This is a genomic window from Pseudomonas sp. MF08817 (assembly GCF_059862705.1).
In genome coordinates, this window is the sequence record NZ_JCBCUY010000022.1 from 68,332 (window position 1) to 86,558 (window position 18,227).

Sequence of the window (18,227 nt, forward strand, 5' to 3'; positions counted from 1 at the left end):
GCAATATAGTGCACAAAGAAACCGCCCCCCGTACTTCGGTCCTACAACATGTCAGCCAGAACGTACGGCGCCTGCGCCATGCCGCCCGGCTCAGCCAGAGTGCGCTGTCGGAAAAGTCCGGGGTGAGCCGGCGCATGCTGGTGGCCATTGAGGCCGGCGAAAAGAATGTCAGCCTGACCACCCTGGACCGGGTCGCCGAGGCGTTGGACGTGGTGTTCAGCGACCTGATCCAAGCCCCTGATGCCCGCGACCCGAGCCGCATCGATGAGTTGGCCTGGGTCGGCGAAATTGCCGGTAGTAAAGCGGTACTGCTGTCCAAGGCCAGCGCCACGCGGGAAGTGGAACTGTGGGAATGGCGCCTGGAGGCGGGCGAGCGCTATCCCTCGCAACCGGATGCCGTTGGCTGGAGCGAGCAGTTCTATGTGTTTGAGGGGTGCCTGACCCTGGAGTTGACCGGGGGCGACCAGCGGATTGGTACGGGAGAGTTCTATATGTTTGCCAGCCATCAACCCCATGCTTATCGCAATGACGGGCCTGGGCCGGTGCGGTTTGTGCGAAATGTGGTGATCTAAAAAGCACTAGCGAGGCCAGGCCTCGCTAGTGTGGAAGTCCAGAAACAACACCTAAAGCAGCCCCTTATCAAGAGTGGGAGTGAGCGCTACTTGAAGGAGCTGCCGATGCCTGGGGAAACACCGGGTGTTATTTCTGGAGAACCAAAGCATTACGCGTTTCAGCGAATGTTATTGATGGTGCCTTTGTTGCCGGTAACGGTCACGTCCACTTTCTTGAAGATGAAGTAGTCGGCGACATTGACTTCATAACGCGGTGCAACAATCAGGTCCGAACCGGAGCTTTTTACAGCCTTGTAAGCCGCTGCGGCTTTGGCCGACGCCACTGGGTCCAGCAGGCTGAAACCCGAGCCGCTGCTGCCACCGTAGCCAACGCCATCGGCGAACTGGCTGTCGCCGCCCACTTGCAGCCATCCGAACAGGATGTTGGTGGAGGACTGGCCAGTGATTTTTTCGCCGACTTTAACATCGGCCTTCAACTTGGCATCTACTTGGCCAACTAGGGGAGCCGTTGGTTGATTGATGTTATGACTTGTGCAACCACTGGTGGTGATAAGTGCAGCGACAACCAGTGCGGGCATCCACAGTTTTTTCATTGTAAAGCTCCAGAGTTGTTGTGTTCCGTATTTGCAGCGGCGGAACTGTACTCAGGCGAAAAATAAATTAATGTCGGCAACATTTTCATGACTTGTAAGGTTGTCGTGTTTTTTGTGTAGGAAATGATGATGATAGTAGGTTTTTTCGTCGGAAGACTGGAGGATTTGTGCCTCTATTCGTCCGAATCAATACAAGCCTGTTACCCGTATAACCCCATTAAAACGGGGCCCATGGCCTGTTTAGTTCAGGGCGAATAACAACCCCGCCCTTGTTTTTTATAGACGCAGGTGGCGGTGCAATACTGGCCTTTAGTACTGCTTGTGAAATTAAGATGCGCGCCCCGGTTTATGATTCACGCCAAGAGGGTGGGCGCAATGGATAACCACAGAGAGAACGGCATGAGCGATCGGGCAGGGCACACAGATATCCTGATTGTCGGCGGCGGCCTGAGCGGTACCCTGCTGGCGGCGCAGTTGATGCGCCTGCCGGGGCGCCGGCGGGTGCGGGTTATCGAACCCCGCGCCGAACTAGAGCGGGGCGAGGCCTATAGCGCGGTGGAGTTGGGCCACACCCTTAACGGCAACGCGGCGCGCATGAGCGTTGACCCGGACAACGCCGATGACCTGAGCCAATGGCTGAGCGAGTTCATCGACGTCGGCGGCTGGCCCGAGGCCCATGAGCAACGGGTGTCGGTCAGCGAGTTGTTCCCGCCCCGGGGCCTTTTCGGTTTGTACGTGCAGCAGCGTTTGGCCGAGGCGCAAGCTGTGGGCGAGCCTCAGGGCTCCAGCGTCGAGCACATCCGTGGCGAAGCGGTGCGGGTAAGCCCCGATGGCCCAGGTGTGCAGGTGCAACTGGCAGATGGCCAGTGCTTACAGGGGAATGTGGCGGTGTTGGCCACCGGCATGTTTGCCGCGGCCCACACGCCCCAAATTCACGCCACTGGTGTCAACGCGACGGCCCTCGACCCATGGGACGTGGCCGCCATGGCGCGCCTGGCCCCCCAGGCGCCGGTGCTGATAATCGGCTCCGGGTTGACCATGGTCGATGCGCTGGTGTCGCTGGAGCAAGCCGGGCACCGCGGGCCCATCGAGGTGTTTTCCCGTCATGGCCTGTTGCCCCATGTGCGCCGTCAGCCCCCGGCCTGGGTGGACTTCCTCGCCCAGGACCTAAGCCTGCGCAGCCCCCGTCAACTGCTGCGCGAACTGCGTCGCCAATGCCGCGCGGCCCAACAGCAGGGGGTGGACTGGCAAGCGCCGTTGGACACGGTGCGCAGCCATATCCCGCGCCTGTGGAGCCAGGCCAGTGATGCCCAGCGCCGCCAATTCGTGCGCCATGTGCGGCCCTGGTGGGAAAGCCATCACCACCGTTCGCCACCGCTGAGTGCGGCCCTGGTGGCACGCTTGCATCAGCAAGGGCGACTGCGCATCCACGCCGCGTCCTTCCAGGGCCTGGAGCCCGCGCCATCGGGCCAGGTGTGCATCCGCCTGCGCCGCCGCGGCCAGGCCCAGAGCGAAGTGGTGTGCGGGGCAGCGCTGATTAACTCCAGCGGCATTGAATACGACTGGCGCCGGGTGGCCAAGCCGCTGCCCCAGCAATTGCTGGCCAGCGGCCTGATCCAGCCTGGCCCTCTGGCGCTGGGGATCGCTGCCGACCCGGGCGGTGCGCTGATCGACGCCCAGGGCCAGGTGGCCCGGTGCTTGTTCGCCCTGGGCCCGCCTCTGCGAGGTATGTGGTGGGAAAGCACGGCGGTGACGGATGTGGCGATTCAGGCCAAGGCCCTGGCAGAACGCTTGGCCCATCGCCGTTGATGCGCCTTAGCGCAGGGTGCCCACCAGCGCGGCCACGGTGCTCAACACGTCTTTGCCCAGTTGCATCGAACGCTTGCCTGACCAACCGGTGATTGGGTTCGGCGCATCGTTGTTGTCCTTGAACGGCATTTCCAGGGTCAGGGACAGGCAGTCATAGGCCTGGCCAACGCTGTTGCACGCCAGGGTCATGTTGGCCTGGCCGGGCAGGTCGCGGGTGTAGCCGTGTTTGCTCTGGAAGTCTTTGGTGAGGCCTTTGAGGTGCTCGCGAAAATGCTTTTCCAGGGCTTCGATGCGTGGTGTGTAGCCGGGGTTGCCTTCGCAACCGGCGGTGAACACGTAGGGGATTTCCTCGTCGCCGTGGATGTCGAGGAACAGGTCAACACCATGCAGCTTCATTTGCTGCTGGACGAAGAACACTTCCGGGCTCAGTTCTTCGCTGGCGTTCTGCCACGCCCGATTGAGGTCCTGGCCCTTGGCGTTGGTGCGCAAATGGCCGTGGAAGGCGCCGTCAGGGTTCATGTTCGGCACCAGGTACAGGTCGGCGCCGGCCAGGAGTTTTTCCAGGATGGTGTCGTCGTGACGGCACAGGCGCTCGATCACGCCTTCCATGAACCATTCGGCCATGTGCTCGCCGGGGTGTTGTTGGGCAATGATCCAGACCTTGCGCCGGCCTTCGGCGCCGCTGCCCTTACGTAGCAACGGGATGTCGCGGCCCTCGACGCTTTTGCCGGTGGCCAGCAGTTCGGTGCCGGCTTTGGTCAGGGCGTGGTCGATCAACCAGTCGTGGCGGGCACGGCTGTAGGGCTCGAAGTAGGCGAACCAGGCGTGGGTGTGCTCGGCCTCGAGGCTGAAGCGCAGGGTGTCGCCTTCGAAGATGGTGGGTACGCGGAACCAGTTGACGTGATCGTAGGACGCCACTGCCTGATAGCCGTCCCACGCCTTGTTGAAGAAGGACTTGCTGGCGTTGCCCAGACGAAACCAATGCTCCTGGCCCACATGCAGGCCGCTGACCTTGAAGTGGAACCATTGAAAGTGCGGGCTGTGGGTGTCGGGCTTGATCTCCAGCAGTACTTGGAGTGGGTTGCTGGTGTCCAGCACCTTGATATTGCCGCTGTCGAAAGCGTCGGTGATCTGAAAACTGCGGTGCGCCACGGTCATAGTCTGGGTCCCTGAATATGATTGTTGTGGCGGCTACTTTACACCCGGGGCCGGGAAAAACAGGGGGGTAGATCAGGGAAATGGGGAAGGGGGCGTCATCCTTGACGCTGGGCAAGCTTAGGGTTTATGCGATTGATTCTCAAGTGCTAAATAGGGATACATGCCGCCGCAGCCTTGCAACGCGATATTCTTTTGCTATCATCGCGGCCATTCAGAGGCAGTGACCACTGCCCACCGTCTTCATTAGCCTGAAGCGCAAGCCAGAAAACTGGCAAAAAAAAGACCCGGCCAAAGAGCCGGGTCAAAAACCGTGATTAGCCTGATGAGGAGATAGCCCAGGCGACCGACCTAAGGTCACTTGGTCTATCACTGATCTCGCGATCAGTTGCTGCAATAATAATCATTATCATTTGAAAGTCAAATGACTTTCTGTGCTTTGCCGAAATTATTTTCTGGCGCCTTCTCGCTACCCCCGCACACTTGGGACCTCACGCTGATTGCGCGTGCTGTTCATGCGGTCCGGTTCCCGTTCAGGGACCTGTCGACCATGGCCTTGGCCAGATCAATCATGTAGACCACCGAGAACGCCAGGTCCCTGGGCGTGCCGTTGAGGCTGCCTGCCGATTCGTAGGCTGCGGCCGCGGCACAGCGCAGCAGGTCCGAGGCGTGGATCATCGCTTCTTCGCCGCTGATGCCAGCCTTGACCTCGAACAGCGAATCCTCGAGGGCCGGCGCGTCGGCGCTACCCACTGAAACAGTTGGTTTCAAGTAATAATCCAGGGCGCGCTGGGCGGCGGTGCAGTCTTTATAGGACGCGGCGACGGGGCGTAGGTCCATGTCCAGTGGGTCGTCGTTGGGTATTGTCATGGGGCGGGTACTCCGGTACGTATTGAAATGAGTCACCGGTAAAGTTAGTACATCACGTATTTGTTCCGAAAAATTAAATACTACAATATGTGTATTGAGGGCCCGAGTACACAAAGTATTGTTCCGGCCATGGATAAATGGATCGAATTGGTCAAGGCCAAAATGAGTGAGCTTAAAATCACTCAAGAGAAACTCGCAGAACGCCTGGGCATGTCCCAAGGCGGCGTGGGCCATTGGCTCAACAAACGTCGCGAGCCGAAAATCACCGACATGAACCGCGTGCTTGAGGAACTGGGCCTGGGGTTTCTCGAAGTGGCGCTGGTGATCCGCGAGCCAGCCACACAACAGACGCTGGATGGCGAAGACGAGGCCTACGGTTTGACCCTGGCAGAAAAGTACAACCCGTACTTCCGCTACCCGGTGAGCGACTGGAAAGACCCTTGCCAGACGCGCGAATCCCCACCCGGGGCGTACAACCCCAATCGTTATGAATTGACCGATTACCACGCCCAGGGCGCGGCGTTCTGGCTACGGGTCATTGGCGATGCCATGACCGCCCCCAGCGGTTTGAGCGTTGCCGAGGGCATGTTGATTCTGGTGGACCCGGCGGTGGAGGCGGTGCCGGGCAAACTGGTGATCGCCCGTTGGCCGGGCAGCGCTGAGGCGACCTTCCGCAAGTTGATCGAGGAGGGCGGCCAGCGTTACCTGGTGCCGCTCAACCCGACGTACCCCAAGGCGCTGTACAGCGAAGAATGCCGGATCATCGGCGTCGTCATGCAGGCCACTGCCAAATTCTGACAGCCCACGGCCCGGTGCCTGACACCGGGCCGTGGTTTTTCGCGGTCACTCCAGCTCCACCAGCGCACTGCCTTCGCTGACCATTTCCCCTTCAGCACAGAACAACGCCTTGACCACACCGGCCTCGGGCGCGCGGATGCTGTGTTCCATTTTCATCGCTTCGAGCACCACCAGTTGCGCCCCGGCTTCTACCTGTTGGCCGACTTCCACCAGCACCCGCACGATGCTGCCGTTCATTGGGGCCGTCAGCCCGCCCTGTTGGCTGTGGCTGGCGTCGGCGGCAGCAATGGGGTCGTAGGCTTTGATGCAGTGGAGTTCGCCGCCCCAGTGCAGGTACAGGCTGTCGCCCTGGCGGATGGCCCGGTGCTGGCGGCGCACGCCCTGCTGGGTGCGGTGCAGGTATTCGCCGTGCAGTTCGGCGCCGTGCGGCGCGAGGTTGACGGCGCGGTCCTGTTCCTCGCAGCTCAGGTGCAGGCTGGTTTGGGCCGCCAGGCCCAAGCGCAGGCCGGTGGTGGCCGCCCAGGGCGAATCGCGCTCATCGTCACGCTGAAGGGCCGGTTGGCTCTGGATAAATGCCTGGGCGGCGGCTTCCCAGAACTCGTCGCTGAGTTCGCCTGGTGCTGGCAGCAGTTGCGCCTGGTGGCGCGGGATGAACCCGGTGTCCAGCTGCGCCTCGGCGAAGGCCGGGTGGGCGATGATGCGCCGCAAAAAGCCGATATTGGTTTTCAGCCCGCCGATGGCGAACTCATCGAGCATGGCCAGCAAGCGCAGGCGCGCCTGTTCGCGGTTTTCGCCCCAGGCGATGAGCTTGCCCAGCATGGGGTCGTAGAACGGTGAAATCACATCGCCCTGTGCCACGCCGCTGTCCACGCGCCGCCCCGGGCCCGGCGCGGATTCGCGGTACAGCGCCAGGCGCCCGGCGGCCGGAAGAAAGTCGTGGCCGGGGTCTTCGGCGTACAGCCGCACTTCGATGGCATGGCCGTGCAGGGGCACTTGGGCCTGGGTCATGGGCAGCGCCTCGCCCTGGGCGACGCGGATCTGCCACGCTACCAGGTCCAGGCCGGTGATGGCTTCGGTGACCGGGTGTTCGACCTGCAAGCGAGTGTTCATCTCCATAAAGAAGAATTCGCCGCGGGCATCGAGCAAAAATTCCACGGTGCCCGCGCCCACGTAGCCGATGGCTTGTGCGGCGCGCACGGCGGATTCGCCCATGGCCTGGCGCTGGGCTGGGCTCAGGCCGGGGGCCGGGGCTTCCTCGACGACTTTCTGGTGGCGACGCTGGATCGAGCAGTCGCGCTCGTTGAGGTACAGGCAGTGGCCGTGCTGGTCGGCGAACACCTGGATTTCCACGTGGCGCGGTTTGAGCAGGTACTTTTCCACCAGCATGCGCGAGTCGCCGAACGACGACAGTGCTTCGCGCTGCGCCGAGGCCAGGGCTTGGGCCAGTTCGCCGGCGTGCTCGACCACTTTCATGCCTTTGCCGCCGCCGCCCGCCGTGGCCTTGAGCAGCACCGGGTAGCCGATGCGCTCGCAGGCGAGGCGGAAGGTTTCCAGGTCTTGCTCGGCGCCGTGGTAGCCGGGCACCAGGGGCACGCCCGCGGTTTCCATCAGGGCCTTGGCCGCGGACTTGCTGCCCATGGCGTCGATGGCGCAGGCGGGCGGGCCGAGGAAGATCAACCCGGCGGCCTCGATGGCGCGGGCGAACCCGGCGTTTTCCGAGAGAAAGCCGTAGCCGGGGTGAATCGCCTGGGCGCCGCTGGCCTGTGCGGCGGCGATCAGTTTGTCGATTTGCAGGTAGCTGTCGGCGGCCTTGCTGCCGCCCAGGTCGACGCAAATGTCCGCTTCGCGGCTGTGTCGCGCCTGGCGGTCGGTGGCGCTGTGCACGGCCACGGTGGTCAGGCCCATGGCCTTGGCGGTACGCATGACCCGGCAGGCGATTTCGCCGCGGTTGGCCACCAGCACGGTGGTGATACGGGGGGCGCTCATCAACGGGGCTCCTGGGCGGTGGTGTCGGTTTGCCAGCTGGGCGTGCGTTTTTGCAGGAAGGCGCGCAGGCCTTCCTGGCCCTCGGGGCTGACGCGGATACGGGCGATGGCGTTTTCGCAGTAGCGGCGCAGGGCCGGTGTGGAGGCGCCGCTGCCCACTTCACGCAGCAGGTCTTTGCTCGCCCGCATGGCGGCGGGGCTGTTGAGCAGCAGGTTGGCGACCCATTGCTCGACCCGTTGCTCCAGCTCCGTGGCCGGGTAGCTGTCGGACAGCAGGCCGATTTCCCGCGCACGCTGGCCGTCGAAGCGCTCGGCGGTGAGGGCATAGCGCCGCGCCGCACGTTCGCCGATGGCCTGCACCACGAAGGGGCTGATGACCGCCGGGGCCAGGCCGATGCGTACTTCGGAAAGACAGAACTGCGCGTCGTCGGCACCGATGGCCATGTCGCAGCAACTGATAAGGCCCAGCGCGCCGCCGAACGCCGCGCCCTGAACCACCGCCAGGGTGGGGATTTTCAGCTTGGCCAGGTTGTACATCAGCTCCGCCAGTTCCCGGGCGTCGTCCAGGTTGGTGTTGTAGTCCAGTTCGGCCGATTGCTGCATCCAGGCCAGGTCGGCGCCGGCGCTGAAGTGCTTGCCGCGCCCGCGCAGCAGCAAAAAGCGCAGGCTGGGGTCGGTTTGCACCTGGTCTAGGGCCAGGATCAGTTCGCGGATCATTTCGGCGTTGAAGGCGTTGTTTTTCTGCTCGCGGTTCAGCCACAGGGTGGCAAAGCCGCGCGGGTCGCGGCTCAGTTGCAGGGTGTTGAAGCTGTTCATCGTTGTCTGTCTCCACGGTGCTGGTGGCCGCGCGCTGGCGCCTGCCACGGGAGCGATCACATCCGGAACACGCCAAAGCGGCTCGGTTCGATAGGCGCGTTCAGCGCGGCGGATAGGGCCAGGCCCAGCACGTCGCGGGTTTGCGCGGGGTCGATGACGCCGTCGTCCCACAGGCGGGCGCTGGAGTAGTACGGGTGCCCCTGGTGTTCGTACTGGTCGAGGATCGGTTGTTTGATCTCGTGTTCCTGGGCGGCGCTGAACGCCTGGCCGCTACGCTCGGCCTGTTCGCGCTTGACCTGCACCAGCACGCCGGCGGCTTGTTCGGCGCCCATCACGCCGATGCGCGCGTTGGGCCACATCCACAAAAAGCGCGGGTCGTAGGCGCGCCCGCACATCCCGTAGTTCCCGGCGCCAAAACTGCCGCCGATGATGACGGTGAACTTGGGCACCTGGGCGCAGGCCACGGCTGTCACCAGTTTGGCGCCGTGCTTGGCGATGCCGCCGGCCTCGTACTTCTGGCCAACCATGAAGCCGGTGATGTTCTGCAAAAACAGCAACGGGATGCCGCGCTGGCAGGCCAGTTCGATGAAGTGCGCGCCTTTTTGCGCGGCCTCGGCGAAGAGGATGCCGTTGTTGCCCAGGATCGCGATGGGGTAACCGTGCAGGTGGGCGAAGCCGCACACCAGGGTGGTGCCGAACAAGGCCTTGAATTCATCGAACACCGAGCCGTCCACCAGGCGTGCGATCACTTCGCGCACGTCGAAAGGCTGCTTGGCGTCCGCCGGCACCACGCCGTACAACTCATCGCTGGCGTACAGCGGCGCGATGGGCGTGCGTTGCTGCACCTGGCCCAATTTGCGCCAGTTAAGGTTGGCGACGCTGCGCCGGGCCAGGGCCAGGGCATGTTCGTCGTTTTGCGCGTAGTGGTCGGCCACCCCGGAAATGCGGCAATGCACGTCGGCACCGCCCAAATCCTCGGCGCTCACCACCTCGCCGGTGGCGGCTTTGACCAGCGGCGGGCCGGCGAGAAAGATCGTCGCCTGCTCGCGCACCATGATGGCTTCGTCGGCCATGGCCGGCACATAGGCGCCGCCCGCGGTGCAGGAGCCCATGACCACGGCGATCTGCGGGATGCCCTGGGCGCTCATGTTGGCTTGGTTGAAGAAGATCCGCCCGAAGTGTTCGCGGTCGGGAAAGACTTCGTCCTGGCGCGGCAGGTTGGCGCCGCCGGAGTCCACCAGGTAAATGCACGGCAGGCGATTCTGCTGGGCGATGGTCTGGGCGCGCAGGTGTTTTTTCACTGTCAGCGGGTAGTAGGACCCGCCCTTCACCGTGGCGTCGTTGGCCACGATCATGCACTCGACGCCTTCGACACGGCCGATGCCGGCGATCACGCCCGCTGCTGGCACGTCTTCGCCGTACACCTCATGGGCCGCCAGTTGGCTCAGCTCCAAGAAGGGCGAACCGGGGTCGAGCAGGCGATTGATGCGTTCGCGGGGCAACAGTTTGCCCCGCGAGGTGTGGCGCTCCTGGGCCTTGGCGCCGCCGCCTTGGCGGATCGACTCAAGCAGTGTGCGCAGGGCTGCGACCTGTTCAAGCATGGCCGCGCTGTTGGCGGCGAAATCCGCCGAACGGGGATTGAGCTGGGAATGCAAATGCATGGATGACTCCGTCGTAGCGGCAAGCGGCAAGCTTTAGGCGGCAAGAGCGTAGGGCTGCTGCGGGTGGCTTGCAGCTTGTCGCTCACCCCTTGCCGCTGCCCTTATTTCGTTTCGTTGAAGAGTTCGCGCCCGATGAGCATGCGGCGGATTTCGCTGGTGCCGGCGCCGATTTCGTAGAGCTTGGCGTCGCGCAGCAGGCGCCCGGCGGGGAATTCGTTGATGTAGCCGTTGCCGCCCAGGATCTGGATGGCGTCCAGGGCCATTTGGGTGGCGCGCTCGGCGCTGTAGAGGATCACCCCGGCGGCGTCCTTGCGCGTGGTCTCGCCGCGCTCGCAGGCCTGGGCCACTGCGTACAGGTAGGCGCGGCTGGCGTTGAGCTGGGTGTACATGTCGGCGACTTTGCCTTGGATCAGCTGGAATTCGCCGATGCTCTGGCCGAACTGCTTGCGGTCGTGGATGTAGGGAACGATCAGGTCCATGCAGGCCTGCATGATGCCGGTGGGGCCGCCGGAGAGCACCACGCGCTCGTAGTCCAGGCCGCTCATCAGCACTTTCACGCCGCCATTGAGCACGCCGAGGATGTTTTCCTCGGGCACGGGCACGTCATCGAAGAACAGCTCGCAGGTGTTGGAACCGCGCATGCCGAGCTTGTCGAACTTGTTGCTGCGGCTAAAGCCCTTCCAGTCGCGCTCGACGATGAACGCGGTGATGCCGTGGGCGCCCTTGTCCAGGTCGGTCTTGGCGTAGATCACGTAGGTGTTGGCGTCGGGGCCATTGGTGATCCAGGTCTTGCTGCCGTTGAGCACGTAGTGGTCGCCGCGTTTGTCGGCGCGCAGCTTCATCGACACCACGTCGGAGCCGGCGTTGGGCTCGCTCATGGCCAGGGCGCCGACGTGCTCGCCGCTGATGAGCTTGGGCAGGTACTTGGCTTTCTGTTCGTGGGTGCCGTTGCGGTTGATCTGGTTTACGCACAGGTTGGAGTGGGCGCCGTAGGACAGCGCGACCGAGGCCGAACCGCGGCTGATTTCTTCCATGGCCACCACGTGGGCCAGGTAGCCCAGGCCCGCGCCGCCGTATTCCTCAGGCACGGTGATGCCCAGCAGGCCCATGTCCCCGAACTTGCGCCACAGGTCGGCGGGGAACAGGTTGTCGATGTCGATCTGCGCCGCACGCGGGGCGATTTCTTTGGCAACGAAGGACTGGACCTGATCGCGCAGCATGTCGAGGGTTTCGCCCAGGGCGAAATTCAGGGAGGGGTAGCTCATGGGTCACCTTTTGATGTTTTTGTCGGGCGGGAAGGGCGCGGGACTCGCTCTCACCTTTACGTTAACGTAAACCTGCGTCCGCAGGCTGTCAATCGACGGCTGGCCCATGAAGGCAACCTGCCAGTGTTGTGCCTTGCTTTGTGCGGACACTTCTCCTTACCATTAGCAATGATTCTTAATAACTTTTGAGCCAATTCCTATGCCCCTCGTCGAGCCGCCGTATCAGCGCGTGATTCACGACCTCTACAGCGAGCACCACGGTTGGCTGCTGGGCTGGCTGCGGCGCAAGTTGGGTTGTGCCCACAATGCCGCCGACGTGGCACAGGACACCTTTGCGCGGATTCTCGCTACCCGCGAGTCGGTGGGGGCCATTCGCGAGCCCCGGGCTTACCTGAGCACCACTGCGCGGCGGCTGATGATCGACCAGGCGCGGCGCAGGCAGATCGAGAGTGCTTACCTGCAGGAATTGATGCTGACCGTCGATACCCTGCAAGGCTTCCAGTCGCCGGAACAGCTCCATGCCACCCTGCAAGCCCTGGAGCAGATCGCCTTCCTGCTCGAAGGCCTGGCGGAAAAACCCCGCCAGGCGTTTGTGCTGTATTACCTGGACGACCTGACCCAACGGCAGATTGCCAGCCAGTTGCGGCTGTCCGAACGCACGGTGCGCAAGTACCTGATTCAAGCACTGCTGCATTGCAGCCACAGCCTGGATGTTTGAGCGCGCTATGCCCATGTCTTCGCGCCAACAGATCGACGAGCAGGCTGCCGAATGGATGCTGCGCCTGCATGAAGGGCCGCTGAGCGAAGCACAGCGGGCGGCGTTCGAGTGCTGGCAACAGCAAGGCCCGCAACACGCGGCGGCGGCGGCGCGGATGCAGGAAGTGGTGGGGCGCATGCAAGCCTTGCGCGGCCGCCCGGCGGCGGCCAAGGCCGGGCTCAGCGCGGCGTTCGCCGGCAGCGGCAAGCGGGCGGTGCGTCAGCGTGCCATGCGCCACTGCGCGTTGGCCGCGTGCCTGGTGGTGCCGGCGATGCTGCTACTCAACAGTTCCTACCCTGGCCGTTGGACGGCGGACTTGAGCAGCGGCCCCACCGACTGGAAAACCGTTCGCCTGGAGGATCAGTCCACCCTGGTGCTCAATGGCGCCAGCGCGGTGAACCTACACTTCGACGGCCAGCAGCGGCGCATCGAATTGCTCCAGGGCGAGGTGCTGGTGGAGGTGGCCCCTGACGCTGCGCGGCCGTTTATCGTGCAGACCGCCCAAGGCACGATGCGCGCCCTGGGCACCCGTTTTGTGGTGCGCCGCGACCAGGACACCACCGTGTTGACCATGCTTCACTCGCGCGTGGCCGCGCAGAGCCTGGACGCGCGGCAAACCCTGGAAGTGGCAGCGGGAGGGCAGGCGTTGATCCGCGCCGATGGCGTGCAACGCCTGGGTGCGATCGATCCGCGCAGCATCGACGAAGCCTGGCGCCGCCATCAACTGGTGGTGGACGACCGCCCGCTGCCCGAGGTGCTGGATGAATTGGCCCGCCACCGCCACGGCCGGGTGCAGTTCGACCGCGCCGCCCTGGCGCACCTGCGGGTGTCGGCCGTGCTGCCCCTGGACGACACCGACCGGGCGTTGCAACTGATCGCCGAGAGCTTGCCGGTGCAGGTGCGCCAATTCACGCCCTGGCTGTCGTGGGTGAAGCCGTCGCCAGGTGCTGAAAAATAATTATTCGCATTGCTTCCGCTTTTTTTCGGGTTGCCCGTCAAGGGAGGTACATAACCGAATAAAGGACTGCCTTCACCATGCCGACCCCTTCCTCGAACCTGCGTCCGCTGGCGCTAGCCATCCACCTGGTTGCCGCCACGGCGGCGGGCGCCCTAAGTGTCAATTGGGCCCAGGCCAGCCAAGCGGTTGCTCAACCATTCGACATCCCGGCGGGGCCGCTGAGCAATACGCTGAACCGCTTCGCCCAGCAAGCGGGCGTGGCGATCCTGTTCCAGTCCCACAACCTTGGTGGCTTGAGCAGCCAGGGCCTGCACGGCCGTTACCCGGTGGAGGAGGGCTTCGCAGCCTTGTTGCAGGGCAGCGGCTACGAGGTGGTGCAGGGCGCCAATGGCTATTTGCTGCAAGCGGCACCCACCTCCGGCACGGCCCTGGAACTGGGCGCCACCCAGGTCAGCGCCAACCAGTTGGGCACCATCACCGAAGGCTCGGGCTCGTACACCACCGGCAGTATCGCCACCGCCACGCGCCTGGTGCTTACGCCGCGGGAAACCCCGCAGTCGATCTCGGTGGTGACCCGCCAGGCCATGGACGACTTCGGCCTGACCTCCATCGATGACGTGATGCGCCACACGCCAGGCATCACCGTGACCGCCTACGACAGCGACCGCACCAGCTATTACTCCCGCGGTTTCGCCATCCAGAACTTCCAGTACGACGGCATCCCCACCCTGCAGGACCCGCAGTACTCCGCCGGCCAGACCCAAAGCGACATGGCCATCTATGACCGCGTGGAAGTGCTCAAGGGCGCCCCGGGCCTGCTCGCCGGGGCGGGCGGCCCAGGCGGGGTTATCAACCTGGTGCGCAAAAAACCGACCCACACGTTCAAGGCCAGCGTGGAACTGGGCGCCGGCTCCTGGGACAACTACCGTTCGCAACTGGATGTCAGCGGCCCGCTGAGCGAAACCGGCAATGTGCGTGGCCGCGCCGTGGCGGCCTATTCGGACAAGCATTCGTTTATGGACCACTACCAGCGCCAGACCAGCGTGTTCTACGGCATTCTCGAAGTGGACCTGAGCCCCGACACCCTGCTGACCCTGGGCGGCGATTACCAGGACACCGACCCGCAGGGTTCGAGCTGGTCCGGCAGCGCCGCGCTGTACGACTCCAAGGGCAACCGCATCAGCACGCCGCGGTCCTACAACAACGGCGCCAACTTCAGCAACTGGTCGCAGTACACGCGTACCGCATTTGCCACCCTGGAGCACAGCTTTGCCAACGGTTGGGTCGCCAAGGGCCAGTACAACCACCAGATCAACGGCTACAACGCACCGCTGGGCGCGCTGATGCCGCCCAACGCCGACACCGGCATCGCCTCGCTGCTGTCGCGCAAGTACACCGGCGAAACCGTCAGCAACAGCGGCGACCTGTACGTTTCCGGGCCGTTCGACCTGTTGGGGCGTGAACACCAATTGGTGGTGGGCACCTCGCTGTCCACCTCCCACTGGACCGGCAAGAACTTCACCGATGCCATCCAGGTCGGCAACGCCTACGACTATTTCAACTGGGACGGCGACGGCCGCGAGCCGGACTGGAGCAAAGTGTCGCGCTACAACGACGAAACCACACGCCAGAGCGCCGGCTACCTCACCGGGCGCTTCAGCCTGGCCGATGACTTGTCGCTGCTGCTGGGCGCGCGGGTGGCCAACTTCCAGGTGACCGGCACCTCCGACGTCCAGAAAAGCGGCAAGGTCGTGCCCTATGCCGGGCTGGTCTATGACCTCAACGACAACTTCTCGCTGTACACCAGCTACACCGAGATCTTCCTGCCCCAACGGGACAACCGCGACCGTAACAACAAGCCGCTGGACCCTAACGAAGGCAAGAACTACGAGGTCGGTATCAAGGGTGAATTCTTTGACGGGCGGCTCAATTCCAGCCTGGCGTACTTCGAGGTGCACGAAGAAAACCGCGCCGAAGAAGACACCGAATACAACGCCAATCCCAACTACGACGTGATCGATTATGCGGTGATGGGCATCAAGTCCAAGACCAAGGGGTTCGAGGCGGAAATCTCGGGGGAACTGGCGCCGGGCTGGCAATTGCAGGGCGGCTACACCCACAAGATCAGCCGCGACGAAAGCGGTGCCAAAGTGGCCACCTTCGAACCCGAGGACCAGTTGAATGTGTACACCCGCTACAAACTCCACGGCGCCCTCGACCAACTGACCTTGGGCGGCGGCGCGCGCTGGCAGGCGCAGGGTTGGCGCATCCTGAGCAACTACGGCAAGGGCACGCAGGAGAAGTACAGCCAGGAAGCGTACTGGCTGGTGGACCTGATGGCCCGCTACCAGGTCAGCGAAAACCTCTCGGCCACCCTCAACGTCAACAACGCGTTCGACAAGAAGTACATGACCAACATTGGCTTTTTCAACGCGTCGTACTACGGCGACCCGCGCAACGTGATGCTCACTACGCGCTGGGATTTCTAGGCCGGCGTCAATGTCGTCAGCCGGCAACGCCTGAGTCCCCTTGCCGTCGGTCGCTTTACAACGCACTGCTGGAGAATTTTCCGTCCCGACCTTTACGTTAACGTCAACTTGCGCGAGAGTAAGGGCGCTTTGTGTGGAGCTCAGCGCTCCCCGTCCATCCCGCCAAAAAAAGACAATAGGGGTCGTCATGGATCAACTAGGTGTGCACCCAAGCCAGAGCTACAGCCGCGGCTCCCAGGAAAAAGCCTTGCTCGCCCAGACCATCGGTCAGGCCTTCGACAACACGGTTGCCCGTTACCCCGAGGGGGAGGCCCTGGTGGTGCGCCACCAGCAGTTGCGTTACACCTGGGCGCAGTTGGCGCACGCGGTCGATCTGCATGCGCGGGCGTTGATGGCCCTGGGCATGCGCCCGGGCGACCGCCTCGGCATCTGGGCGCCCAACTGCGCGCAGTGGTGCATCAGCCAGTTCGCCAGCGCCAAGATCGGCGTGATTCTGGTCAATATCAACCCGGCCTACCGCAGCAGCGAATTGGAATACGTGTTGAAGCAGTCCGCCTGCCAATGGCTGGTGTGCGCCGGGGCGTTCAAGAGCAGCGATTACCACGCCATGCTGCAAGCGCTGGTGCCGGAGTTGGCCGAGCAATCCATCGGCCTGCTGCAAAGCGAGCGCTTGCCGCACTTGCAAGGGGTCATCAGCCTGCAGGCGCAGCCGCCGTCGGGGTTCCTGCCTTGGTCGCAACTGGCGGCGCTGGGCGAGGCGGTGACTGCGGCGCAACTGCACGAACGCCAACACAGCCTGCATTTCGACCAGGCCGTGAATATCCAGTACACCTCCGGCACTACGGGGTTCCCCAAGGGCGCGACCCTGAGCCACTACAACATCCTCAATAACGGCTACATGGTGGGCGAAAGCCTGGGCCTGAGCGCCGCCGATCGCCTGGTGATCCCGGTGCCGCTGTACCACTGCTTTGGCATGGTCATGGGCAACCTGGGCTGCATCACCCACGGCACCACGATGATTTACCCCAACGACGCCTTCGACCCGTTGCTGACCCTGGCCACCGTGGCCGAGGAGCGGGCCACGGCCCTGTACGGCGTGCCGACCATGTTTATCGCCATGCTCGACGAACCCCGGCGCCAGGCGTTCGACCTGTCGAGCCTGCGCACCGGGATCATGGCCGGGGCCACGTGCCCCATCGAAGTGATGCGCCGGGTTATCAGCGAGATGCACATGAATCAAGTGCAGATCGCCTACGGCATGACCGAAACCAGCCCGGTGTCGTTGCAGACCGGCCCCGATGATGACTTGGAGCTGCGGGTGACCACCGTGGGCCGCACCCAGGCGCAATTGGAAAGCAAGATCATCGACGCTACTGGCAACACCCTGGCCCGCGGCCAGATCGGCGAACTCTGCACCCGCGGTTACAGCGTGATGCTCGGCTACTGGAACGACCCCCAGGCCACCAGCGAGGCCATCGACCCGGCAGGCTGGATGCACACCGGCGATCTGGCGACCATGAACGAGCAGGGCTACGTGTGCATCGCCGGGCGCAACAAAGACATGATTATTCGCGGCGGCGAGAACATTTACCCCCGTGAGCTGGAGGAGTTTTTCTTTACCCACCCGGCGGTGGCGGATGTGCAGATCGTCGGTATCCCCGACAGCAAGTACGGCGAGGAAATCGTCGCCTGGATCAAATTCCACCCCGGCCACTGCGCCAACGAACTGGAACTGCAAACCTGGTGCAAGCGCCACATTGCCCACTTCAAGATGCCGCGCCACTTCAAGTTCGTGGATGAATTCCCCATGACCGTCACCGGCAAGATCCAGAAATTTCGTATGCGCGAAATCAGCATCGAGGAATTGAAGGGGAGTAAGCCCGAGTAGACGCAAGTAGTGGGTGGCAACGGTGGGAGCGCGCCTGCTCGCGATTGCGCCAGGCCAGCAGGTAAGGATGCCTGGGCTTTACTGGCCCCATCGCGAGCAGGCGCGCTCGCGCTCAAGATCCGCTGCATTCCAAGAACCCCAGACAGCACAAAGGGGAGCCGAGGCTCCCCTTTAATTTGTCGTGACGTGCTCTTTTTTATTATTGAGGGGCGGTCTGTTGTTGTTATTGGCAACCGTTGCCCTTGTTGCTGTTTTGGGCGACCCCCATCCGGGGTCAAGAGCAAACGTATTTTTTTGAGCGCTGATCTGCTTTTTCGTTGAACGAACCAACCAGTTCGGGAGCTACCTGAGGGTAGTTTTATTGTTCTCTGCCCGGTTGCGGGTCGCTGCGAGCAGCCCCCTGAAAGCACACCTTCTCCAAAAAAATCTGTTAGCTGCGTCTCTGCCGTGTTGTTTTTGTTATGTCAGAGTCGTTACGTCTTATTTTTATTAGGTTTGCCGCTTTTTTTATTTTTGTTGTGCGATAGAGATAGCAGAACCCGTGCCAACTTTTTAAAAGCCTTTTAAATCAATGGCTTGAGTTTTTTGTCGGAAAAAACGTTCAGCTTTTT

At 63.0% G+C, this 18,227-nt stretch carries 14 protein-coding genes; 7 read left to right on the plus strand and 7 right to left on the minus strand.

Annotation, left to right across the window (positions count from 1 at the left end; translation table 11 throughout):
* The first annotated feature begins 8 nt into the window (after positions 1–8).
* Positions 9–572: a helix-turn-helix domain-containing protein gene (locus AC19YR_RS15200; protein WP_095110009.1), complete on the plus strand. Its 564-nt coding sequence runs from the start codon at positions 9–11 to the stop codon at positions 570–572.
* Positions 573–730: 158 nt separating this feature from the next.
* Here AC19YR_RS15200 and AC19YR_RS15205 read toward each other — a convergent pair whose 3' ends face one another.
* The gene (locus AC19YR_RS15205; RefSeq protein ID WP_095110008.1) at positions 731–1,165 is read right to left on the minus strand and encodes a hypothetical protein; all 435 of its coding nucleotides are present in this window, start codon (positions 1,163–1,165) and stop codon (positions 731–733) included.
* Positions 1,166–1,540: 375 nt separating this feature from the next.
* Between AC19YR_RS15205 and AC19YR_RS15210 the strand changes: the two genes are divergently transcribed.
* Entirely contained in the window at positions 1,541–2,974 is a 1,434-nt protein-coding gene (locus AC19YR_RS15210) for an FAD/NAD(P)-binding protein (RefSeq protein WP_500599079.1), read from the plus strand.
* Positions 2,975–2,980: 6 nt separating this feature from the next.
* Here the strand turns inward: AC19YR_RS15210 and AC19YR_RS15215 are convergent, their stop codons facing one another.
* Both AC19YR_RS15215 and AC19YR_RS15220 read right to left on the minus strand, forming a co-directional pair.
* Positions 2,981–4,132 (minus strand): M14 family metallopeptidase, encoded by a 1,152-nt coding sequence (locus tag AC19YR_RS15215; RefSeq protein ID WP_500599081.1) that lies wholly within the window; start codon positions 4,130–4,132, stop codon positions 2,981–2,983.
* 510 nt (positions 4,133–4,642) lie between these two features.
* Positions 4,643–4,999, minus strand: coding sequence for a DUF6124 family protein (locus tag AC19YR_RS15220; RefSeq protein ID WP_095110005.1), 357 nt, complete (start codon positions 4,997–4,999; stop codon positions 4,643–4,645).
* A 129-nt stretch (positions 5,000–5,128) separates the two neighbouring features.
* Between AC19YR_RS15220 and AC19YR_RS15225 the strand changes: the two genes are divergently transcribed.
* Positions 5,129–5,797 carry a LexA family protein gene (locus AC19YR_RS15225; RefSeq protein WP_095110004.1) on the plus strand — a complete coding sequence of 223 codons (669 nt, stop codon included), beginning with the start codon at positions 5,129–5,131 and terminating at the stop codon, positions 5,795–5,797.
* A 45-nt stretch (positions 5,798–5,842) separates the two neighbouring features.
* Here AC19YR_RS15225 and AC19YR_RS15230 read toward each other — a convergent pair whose 3' ends face one another.
* The 4 genes from AC19YR_RS15230 to AC19YR_RS15245 form a co-directional block, all read right to left on the minus strand.
* On the minus strand, positions 5,843–7,783 hold the full coding sequence (locus AC19YR_RS15230) for an acetyl/propionyl/methylcrotonyl-CoA carboxylase subunit alpha (RefSeq protein WP_500599082.1): 1,941 nt from the start codon (positions 7,781–7,783) through the stop codon (positions 5,843–5,845).
* Positions 7,783–8,598 carry a gamma-carboxygeranoyl-CoA hydratase gene (locus tag AC19YR_RS15235; protein WP_500599084.1) on the minus strand — a complete coding sequence of 272 codons (816 nt, stop codon included), beginning with the start codon at positions 8,596–8,598 and terminating at the stop codon, positions 7,783–7,785. Before AC19YR_RS15235 ends, AC19YR_RS15230 begins: the two co-directional genes overlap by 1 nt.
* Before the next feature lie 56 nt (positions 8,599–8,654).
* Positions 8,655–10,259: a carboxyl transferase domain-containing protein gene (locus AC19YR_RS15240; protein WP_500599085.1), complete on the minus strand. Its 1,605-nt coding sequence runs from the start codon at positions 10,257–10,259 to the stop codon at positions 8,655–8,657.
* Positions 10,260–10,360: 101 nt separating this feature from the next.
* On the minus strand, positions 10,361–11,524 hold the full coding sequence (locus AC19YR_RS15245; protein WP_500599086.1) for an isovaleryl-CoA dehydrogenase: 1,164 nt from the start codon (positions 11,522–11,524) through the stop codon (positions 10,361–10,363).
* Positions 11,525–11,723: 199 nt separating this feature from the next.
* Between AC19YR_RS15245 and AC19YR_RS15250 the strand changes: the two genes are divergently transcribed.
* From AC19YR_RS15250 to AC19YR_RS15265, 4 genes are all read left to right on the plus strand, one after another.
* Positions 11,724–12,242, plus strand: a complete 519-nt coding sequence (locus tag AC19YR_RS15250; RefSeq protein ID WP_095109999.1) for a sigma-70 family RNA polymerase sigma factor — start codon at positions 11,724–11,726, stop codon at positions 12,240–12,242.
* Between the two features lie 7 nt (positions 12,243–12,249).
* Positions 12,250–13,239 (plus strand): FecR family protein, encoded by a 990-nt coding sequence (locus AC19YR_RS15255; RefSeq protein WP_500599087.1) that lies wholly within the window; start codon positions 12,250–12,252, stop codon positions 13,237–13,239.
* A 77-nt stretch (positions 13,240–13,316) separates the two neighbouring features.
* On the plus strand, positions 13,317–15,728 hold the full coding sequence (locus AC19YR_RS15260; protein ID WP_500599088.1) for a TonB-dependent siderophore receptor: 2,412 nt from the start codon (positions 13,317–13,319) through the stop codon (positions 15,726–15,728).
* A gap of 187 nt (positions 15,729–15,915) precedes the next feature.
* Entirely contained in the window at positions 15,916–17,616 is a 1,701-nt protein-coding gene (locus AC19YR_RS15265; protein ID WP_500599089.1) for an AMP-binding protein, read from the plus strand.
* The last annotated feature ends 611 nt before the right edge of the window (positions 17,617–18,227 follow it).